We start from the raw sequence: 7751 nt of genomic DNA, 5'->3' as shown, positions 1-7751 counted from the left end.
TTTCGATACATGCGGCCCCGATACATGCCCCTACCTCACGCGAACCGTTCTTTCGGCGCCGTAGCGCACCACGCGCACGACCGACCCTTCCGACTTCGCCACGTCCTCGTCGGGCGTGTCCTGATCGGCACTTGCGAACCCCCTGAGCGCGAGGCTGACGGAGCCCTGAGCCTGAGCGAGCGCGATCACCTCCGCCTGGCGGGAGCTCAGCTCGAGCGTCGCCGTCTTGCCGATGGCGACCTGCTCGCTGCTATCGTCCTTGAAGCGCTGGTCGATCGCGAGAACCCGCACATTGCGCAGGATCGTCTCGCTGCGGTTCGTATCCTGGCCCGCCTGCTCGTCGCGCTGGCGGGATGTGAGAATGACGTCGACACGATCGTTCGGCAGGATGAAGCCGCCCGCGCTCGTTTCCGGCGCAATCGGGATCGCCACCGCGCGCATGCCGGGGTTGATGAGCGCCGACAGGAAGCCGCCATTCTTGAGATCGACGAGCTTCGCTTCCGTGATCGGCTCGCCATTCGCGATCGGCGCGCGCGCAAGCCGGCCGGCCAGCGCCTCGGCTGCGTTGGGCATCTGGGCGCGCGTGATCAGGTTCGCGCCGAGCGAGCTCTGCGGCCATGACTGCCAGCGAAAATCACCGCCCGAAAGTTTCGAGCCTCTTTGCACATCGGTCGCGGCGACCAGTATCTCCGTCGTCGGCGCCTGCGCGACCTGCTCGGCAGGCGCCTGCTTGTTTGAGGAAACAAGACCGCGCGCAAGCAGCGCCGCAAGCCCAGCGGCCACGACTGCCAAGACCAAGACCCCTATTCGAGCGGCGTTCACTTGTCGGTTCCTTTCCTCGGGCGCGGGCCTCTTGCCCTTGCCCCATCGTCCTTACGCGGATGACGGATAAATCAACTCAACACGGAGACCAGTCTGAAGATTTCCGTTTGTGGAAAAATGAAGAGCCCGGCGACCGCGAGCGCGATGCCATAGGGAACTCCCTCTTTCCGGTCGTGCAGCCGCAGAAGCCACCCCTGGCGGTAGAGAAACATCGGCAGAGGCAGCGTCCTGTAAAACAGGATGAACAATGTGAGCCCGCCGCCGAAGATGCTGGCGAGCAGCAGATAAGGCAGCGCATCGCCCCAGCCGAGCCAGAGCGAGGCCGCAGCGACGAGCTTTGCGTCGCCGCCGCCGATCCATCCCCTGGCGAAGAGGCCCATTCCGATCAGCAGCAGCGCGAATCCCGCCGACGCATGCCGCGCGATGTCCGCAAGCGGCATGCCGAGAGAAACGGCGCTGATGAAAAAGGCGATGGTCAATCCGAGCGTCAGCCAGTTCGGGATCGTCATGGTCGTGAGGTCGCGAACGGCGGCGAAGATCATCGCGGCCGAGAAGATCACGATTGGCAAGGTGTTCAAAACGGACATGCCCGGACTCTGCCAAAGGGCCGGCAACGGACCGGCCTGAATTCTTCCTCGTTGTGCTGATTTTGGCCGGAGGACTGTAAATTTGGCGTAAACGGCGGGCTCTAATGGTGAAAAGATTATTAAAATGCAAGGAAGCGCGGGCGATGCCCCCGAGCGGCGTCAGCCCTGACGCGCTTCGCAGAGGCGGCGCATGGCAGCCTCGTCCTTGATCGCAAGGCCCGGATATTCGCGCTCGGCGAGGTCGAGCCGCACCAACTCCGCGATGGCGCTCGCTACCACTTCCTCGCTCGTCGAAAGCCGGTCGGCGAGTTCGCGGTGACGCGGAAGACGGGAGACGAAAAGCTGCGCCGCCACGCCCGCGCCGGTGTTGCGGGGCTCCGCGAGAGCGAGAAGCTCGGCATAGACGCGCTGTGCGCCGGTTAGGCCGGGGCGGCTCTCCGAGGCGCTGTTCGACGCCGCCTCGCGGGTACGGAGCAGGCGCGCATACTGACAGAGAAGCGCGCGCGAAACCGATTCCTCGCGCGACAGAAGGTCGATGAAGCGCTCCTCATGCATCGTCGCAAGGATCGTTTCATCGCGCGCGATCGCCGTCAGGTCATCGTCGCTCACACCAAAAATGGACATTTCACCGAATTGTCCGCCTGCGTCCATATCTGTATAGGCGATGCGGCCATTGGGCCCCGTGGGGCGGGCGAGGCGGACCGAACCCGACACGACGAAATGCACATCGCCCCGCGTGCCGCCCTGCCCCGCCGACAGAATGACGTCATTGCGAACGAAGCGACGCCAGCTGCACTCCGCTGCCAGGAGCGTCAGCTCGCGCGGTTCTAGATCGCGGAAGATCAGGATGCCGCGCAGATTGCGCGCCTTCGCCGCCGCGGGCTGGCCGAGCCTTTCCGTTCCGAACATGTCGCCTCCGAAGTTCGCACGGAGATGAATCTAGCCCCCCGGCTTTAAGCGGGCGTAAATGCGCGCGCTGCCGCTACGGTCAACAAATCGTTCATTCCTTCGGCTTAGTCTCGGGCTCAAGGAACTTATGGGGGCGACCCACGTCGCCCGAAAGAGACGGGCTCATCCGCATGTCCCAGAATCGTATTCGCCTCCTCCGTTCGCTCAAGGGCGCGGCCAGCATCGCCGTCCTGCTCGGCCTCTTCACCGCCGGCGCAGAAGCGGGCGGCCTCCAGGTCGAACTCAATCATTCGCGCGCGCTCCAGCTTGCCGCGCCGGCCGCGACCGTCATGGTCACCAATCCGGCCATCGCCGATGTCAGCATTCAGGGCGCGCAGCTCGTCTATGTTCTCGCCCGCAGTTACGGCAGGACGGATCTCATCGCTCTCGACGCCACGGGAAAGCAGATCGCCCAATATGAGATCGACGTCGTCGCGCCGCGGAGCTCGGCCGTCACGCTGATGCGCGGCACGGAACAGCTCACCTACAACTGCACGCCGCGCTGCGAGCCCGTGGTGAACCCTTCGGACAGCAGCAACGCCTTCAGCACCGCGCTGAGCCAGGCCAGTGCGGCGCGCGCGCTCGGCGCAGGCGCCGCCACCACGAACGGCGCCAACGAGCGCCAGTAATCACATTCCGCGCAGGAAACAAAAAAGCCGGCAGAGTTTCCTCTGCCGGCTTTTTTCGTGCCGTCGTTCCAATCATTTACTGATGCGGAGATTGGAGAGCGCCTGCGCAATCGAGTTGAAGACATCGGTGAGCTGGCTTGCCGCCGTCACGCTGTAATACATGCTCGGATCGCTCGCGCAGTTTCTCAGCAGCGTCGCGTTCCCGTCCATCACGCGGATCGTATAGATCAAGATACCCGTCGCCTTGATGTTCGTGCACAGCGCCGCCGTCCGGTTGTCGATGCTCGACTGGCTCGTCGTGAAGCGGTTTTCCGTGTTGTCGCCATCCGTCAGAAAGACGATCGCCTTGTTGAGCTTCTTCGCGTCGGCTTCGGCGGCCGTCGACAGCGTCGCGCCCGATGTGAGCATGGTCCAGCCCCAGACGAGCCCGATGGTCGTGTTCGTATTGCCGGAAGCCACGAGGTCGTTGATCTTGTTGTTGAGCGCCGTCCAGTCATAGCTGAGCGGCATCAGGGGCACGGGCTTGCAGTCGTCATTGTCGGCCGGATAGAGCGTCGCCGCGTTAGAGGTGACCGGCACATCGACGCCGATGTCGTAATTCTGATCGCGGTCGATCACGCAGCCGAGCCAGTTATTCGGACTTATGTTGTAGGCTTTGTCAGTACAGGTCCTGTTTCTACCGGAGCCCGAGCATGTCTGCGTCTTGGATGTGGTCCACTGCCACTTGATCCAGCTCGCGGTCTTGTTGGCGGTGCCCACATTCACGTCGACGGCGAAGGGCACGATCGAGACCTTGACGTCGCCCGGCGTCGCGGCGGCGGCTGACACGGTTGCGATGAGGTTCTTGGCCGCGGTCTTCAGCGTCGTGAGCTTGCTGTTCTGCGCCATCGAGCCCGTCGTGTCGAGCACCAGAACCACTTCGAGCTTCTTGCCCATCTTCGTGATCTGGGATGACGCCTCGATATTCATCTCGTCGATGCCGACGATCCCCATCACGCTCGTCTTCATCGACGCATTCGCGGTCAGCGACACGATCTGGCCGCTCTGCGAAACCTTGACCTCGCCGGGCACGCCGATCTTGTTCGCCGGATAATTCGCGTCGAAGTAGCTCTGCGCCATGGCCTGAAGCTGGGCGTTGCTGAGCCCGACGGTGCCGCCGATGGCGAGGCCTGCCGCATCGAGCGCCTTCGTCATGCGCTGCTTCACGAAGTAGGCCTGAGATATGTCGATCGCCGCGCCGATCGCGACCAGCATCGGCACGATGGCGATGGCGAAGATGACGGCATAGCTGCCGCGTCGATCCGCAGCGAAGCGGCGGAAAATCATGCGAAGCGTCGTCATGCTCTTTTGCCCAACGTTCAGGATTTAAACTAAATCTTCAGAACTTAGACGCTCAATGCGGGAGATAGTCTGCACACACATCGCCCGAACTGGTCGCGCGAGCATTCTCGCGCGCCGACAGTTAACGGCTCGTCAACACACATGACCGCAGAATGGTGGTAGGCGCTGTCCTTCCGCTCATGCGCGGCGTTCACGGCACCACAGCGCCTCCAGTGGCTCAGAGGATGCAGCCGATGACGCGAGTTTGGAAACCGCTGACGAAGAAGCCCCGCAGACGCTTTCTCCGCTCCGAGCGCGGCAGCGTCGCCATCGAATTCGCGCTGACCGCCATTCCCTTCTTCGCCCTCATGTTCGCGATCTTCGAGGCAGGCATGGTGTTCTTCGTGAACGCCGAACTCGACAATGCGCTGAACGATGCGGGGCGCCTCATACGCACGGGCCAGGCGCAGACCGCGAACATGACGGCGGAGCAGCTCCTGCAGCGGGTCTGCGACGACATCGTCATGGTCTCGAACTGCACCGAGAACGTGAAGATCGACGTGCGCACCTATTCGAATTTCGGAAGCGTCACCTTTCCCTCGCCCGTCGACGCAAACGGCAATCTCACCAACTCGTTCCAGTTCAACATGGGCAATGCGGGCGACATCGTGCTGATCCGGATCTTCTATGTCTGGGACATCATGAGCCCGCTGCCGACCGGTCTTTCTGGTGCGAATGGCGGCTCTCGCCTCATCCAGTCGAGCGTCGCCTTCCGCAACGAGCCTTACACCTCCTGATGCGGAGGAGAGAGATGATCTCCATGAAGATCGCGCCCCGCCTCCACCGCTTTGTCCGCCATGCGGGCGGCCTCGCCGCAGTCGAGTTCGCGCTCATCGTGCCGGTTCTCATCACGCTTTACTTCGGCACGCTCGAAACCACCAACGCGCTCACCGCTTCGCGGCGCGTGACCAATGTCGCCGAGACGGCAGCCGACCTCGTCGCGCAGGCCACGAGCGTCAGCACCGCCGATCTCAACGACATCTTCGCCGCGAGCACGGCGATCCTCTCGCCCTTCAGCGCCCAGAGCGTCCAGATCGTCATTTCGAGCGTCGTCGCGGATACGAACAACAAGACGACGATTGCATGGAGCGCGGCCTATGGCGGCGCGACGACACGGGCGACAAACTCCGCCTTCACGCTTCCCCCGGGCCTCACCACGCCGAATACGAGCGTGGTCATGGCCGAGGTCACCTACACCTACACCTCGCCGCTCGGCACGTTCATCACCGGCCCGATCACCATGTCGGAGATCGCCTATCTGCGGCCGCGCCGGTCCATAACGGTTGCAAAAACCTCATAACGCCCTCATGCAACCCTGCAGATCGCTCAGACGGCCCGACGATCGGCGCGCGGCTTAAACCTATCTTTACATCCAACGAATTAGGTCTGAGAACGCTTCATTCCACAACATGCGGAGAGACAGGGCTTGGCTCGCTCATTCAGCTTGAAAGTATTACTCACGGTACTGACGTTTGCCGTGCCCTCGCTTGCCAACGCCGGGCAGGATGAGACACGATACAGATGGGGCGAGGCCGCTGTCGTCGAGACAGAAGGCGGAAAGGTCGCAGGCTTCATCCGCAATGGTGCGCTCGAATTTCGTGGCGTCCCCTTTGGGGCCCCGGTCGGCGGCGACAATCGCTGGGAGATGCCGAAACCTGCCGAGCCCTGGACTGGCGTCCTGCCCGCCATGAATTTCAAAGCCGCCTGCGCGCAGGCAGCACGCTACGGCCTGACCGAGCGCAGCGATAGTGAAGACTGCCTCCATCTCAACGTCTCGCTCCCCTACTCCGGCGGAAAGTTCGCAGCGAAGAAGCGGCCCGTGATCGTCTGGATACATGGCGGCGCCTTCGTCGGCGGTTCAAGTTCGCTCTATCGTCTCGACCGCCTGGCAATGAAGGCCGATGCGGTTGTCGTGACGATGAATTACCGCCTTGGCGTCTTCGGCTTCATGCCGCATCCCGCCTTCGGCGCCGATCGGAATGGCGGATACGCGCTCGAGGACCAGCGGCTGGCGATGCGCTGGGTAAAGCAGAACATCTCTGCTTTCGGCGGCGATCCCGACAATATCACGCTTGCGGGCGAATCGGCGGGCGCCGCCTCGGTCTGCATGCATATGATCGCGCCGGAAGAAAGTTCGGGCCTCTTCAACAAGGCCATCGTGCAGAGCGGCGCCTGTGTGTTCCAGCTCCGCAATGTCGAGGACCGCAAGAGCTTCGGCGAGGCGGTCGCCAAGGAGGCCGGCTGCTCCGATCCGGCGACCGCACTTCAGTGCCTGCGCAGCAAGGACCCCGAGGTGCTGATCGCGGCGGGCGATGCGGCCAGCGCTGGCGATCTCATGGCCTTCGTGCCGCCCTATGGCACGAAGACGCTTCCTCTCTCCGGGCTCGAGGCGATCGATAGCGGCCGTTTCGTGAAGGTGCCCGTGCTCAACGGCGGCACGCGAGACGAGCTGCGCCTCTATCTCGCATATGACGTTCAGGCCGGCAGGAGCTATACGGCAGAGAACTATGACGCCGTTCTGAAGGCGAGCTATGGCGAACATGCCGCCGAGGTGAAGAAGCAATATCCGCTGAGCGCCTCATCATCCTTCCCGGCGGAACTCGGCTCGATGATGACGGATTTCAGGCCCGATATCGGCATCAACCACTGCCTCTACCTCGAGACGGCGCGGCTCATGTCGCGGCATGTGCCCGTCTATCAGTGGGAGTTCGCCGATCGGGAGACGCCCGTGCTCGGCGTCGGCATGCCGGCCCTGCCCGATCCCGGCTTCGAGCTTGGGGCTGCCCATTCCTCCGAGCTCAATGCCTTTTTCCCCAACTTCTCCAACACGACCGCGATTTCCGCTCCGGATCTTTCTCCACGCTCGGAGAAGATGGCCGAGCAGATGCTCGCGACCTGGGCGAGCTTCATCCACACGGGCCGGCCAGCGGCCAAAGGCGTGCCCGCATGGAAGCCCTATGGCGAGGGGGCCACGGCCATACGCTTCGAACCCGGTAACATCCGCGTGTTCGATCCTTCCTCCGACCATAAATGTGCGTTCTGGAAGTCTCTCTACCCGGACCATTTCGCCAAGAACTAGGCCCGGACGAACGATCGGCTCGCGCGCGGCACAAACCGCGCGCGAGCTTCTTTTCGCGGTCCCTCGTCCATGGGCGGCAATCAAAGCGTAACGCTGGATCGTTGACCGGAGGGCAGGCGCGGGGAGAGTGCCCTGCGACCAACTCTCCCAATAATGCCGCCGGAATCGTCCGGCAGGGGCGCGAAAACCCAGGTGGTGCCGTTTATAGGATCTTCACTCCGGCACTGGCGTGCTACAGACAACCTGACCCCTCAGAATCCGGCACGATCGCCGCGACGAGGATATTCTGTTTGCATTCGGGCCAGC

The 7751-nt window shown here is 62.9% G+C and carries 8 protein-coding genes; 4 read left to right on the top strand and 4 right to left on the bottom strand.

The features are described from left to right. Window positions 1–30 precede the first annotated feature (30 nt). The 3 genes from cpaB to WBG82_RS06610 form a co-directional block, all read right to left on the bottom strand. Window positions 31–792, bottom strand: coding sequence for a Flp pilus assembly protein CpaB (cpaB, locus tag WBG82_RS06620; protein ID WP_424422902.1), 762 nt, complete (start codon window positions 790–792; stop codon window positions 31–33). A 101-nt stretch (window positions 793–893) separates the two neighbouring features. Then, window positions 894–1409 (bottom strand): A24 family peptidase, encoded by a 516-nt coding sequence (locus WBG82_RS06615; RefSeq protein WP_424422899.1) that lies wholly within the window; start codon window positions 1407–1409, stop codon window positions 894–896. 159 nt (window positions 1410–1568) lie between these two features. Next, entirely contained in the window at window positions 1569–2318 is a 750-nt protein-coding gene (locus tag WBG82_RS06610) for a Crp/Fnr family transcriptional regulator (RefSeq protein ID WP_424422897.1), read from the bottom strand. A gap of 170 nt (window positions 2319–2488) precedes the next feature. Here WBG82_RS06610 and WBG82_RS06605 point away from each other — a divergent pair, with 170 nt between their 5' ends. Then, the gene (locus WBG82_RS06605) at window positions 2489–2986 is read left to right on the top strand and encodes a pilus assembly protein N-terminal domain-containing protein (protein WP_424422895.1); all 498 of its coding nucleotides are present in this window, start codon (window positions 2489–2491) and stop codon (window positions 2984–2986) included. Window positions 2987–3058: 72 nt separating this feature from the next. Here WBG82_RS06605 and WBG82_RS06600 read toward each other — a convergent pair whose 3' ends face one another. After that, window positions 3059–4327, bottom strand: coding sequence for a VWA domain-containing protein (locus WBG82_RS06600; RefSeq protein WP_424422892.1), 1269 nt, complete (start codon window positions 4325–4327; stop codon window positions 3059–3061). A gap of 233 nt (window positions 4328–4560) precedes the next feature. On the opposite strand from WBG82_RS06600, the gene WBG82_RS06595 reads away from it, so the two are divergent. The 3 genes from WBG82_RS06595 to WBG82_RS06585 all read left to right on the top strand — a co-directional run bounded on the left by WBG82_RS06595 (window position 4561) and on the right by WBG82_RS06585 (window position 7445). Continuing rightward, window positions 4561–5103 (top strand): TadE/TadG family type IV pilus assembly protein, encoded by a 543-nt coding sequence (locus WBG82_RS06595; protein WP_424422890.1) that lies wholly within the window; start codon window positions 4561–4563, stop codon window positions 5101–5103. Between the two features lie 14 nt (window positions 5104–5117). Further along, a complete protein-coding gene (locus WBG82_RS06590) occupies window positions 5118–5666 on the top strand; it encodes a TadE/TadG family type IV pilus assembly protein (RefSeq protein WP_424422887.1) in 549 nt (182 codons plus the stop codon). Between the two features lie 126 nt (window positions 5667–5792). Continuing rightward, on the top strand, window positions 5793–7445 hold the full coding sequence (locus WBG82_RS06585; protein WP_424422884.1) for a carboxylesterase/lipase family protein: 1653 nt from the start codon (window positions 5793–5795) through the stop codon (window positions 7443–7445). The last annotated feature ends 306 nt before the right edge of the window (window positions 7446–7751 follow it).

It is taken from the genome of Parvibaculum sp., from assembly GCF_049671045.1.
Lineage (GTDB): Bacteria > Pseudomonadota > Alphaproteobacteria > Parvibaculales > Parvibaculaceae > Parvibaculum.
This window is presented reverse-complemented; position numbering and strand designations above follow the sequence as displayed.

Bases quoted from the DNA above. Each gene is read 5' to 3' on its own strand.
- WBG82_RS06615 (WP_424422899.1), bottom strand. From the start codon at position 1,409: ATGTCCGTTTTGAACACCTTGCCAATCGTGATCTTCTCGGCCGCGATG.
- WBG82_RS06610 (WP_424422897.1), bottom strand. From the start codon at position 2,318: ATGTTCGGAACGGAAAGGCTCGGCCAGCCCGCGGCGGCGAAGGCGCGC.
- WBG82_RS06605 (WP_424422895.1), top strand. From the start codon at position 2,489: ATGTCCCAGAATCGTATTCGCCTCCTCCGTTCGCTCAAGGGCGCGGCC.
- WBG82_RS06600 (WP_424422892.1), bottom strand. From the start codon at position 4,327: ATGACGACGCTTCGCATGATTTTCCGCCGCTTCGCTGCGGATCGACGC.
- WBG82_RS06595 (WP_424422890.1), top strand. From the start codon at position 4,561: ATGACGCGAGTTTGGAAACCGCTGACGAAGAAGCCCCGCAGACGCTTT.
- WBG82_RS06590 (WP_424422887.1), top strand. From the start codon at position 5,118: ATGATCTCCATGAAGATCGCGCCCCGCCTCCACCGCTTTGTCCGCCAT.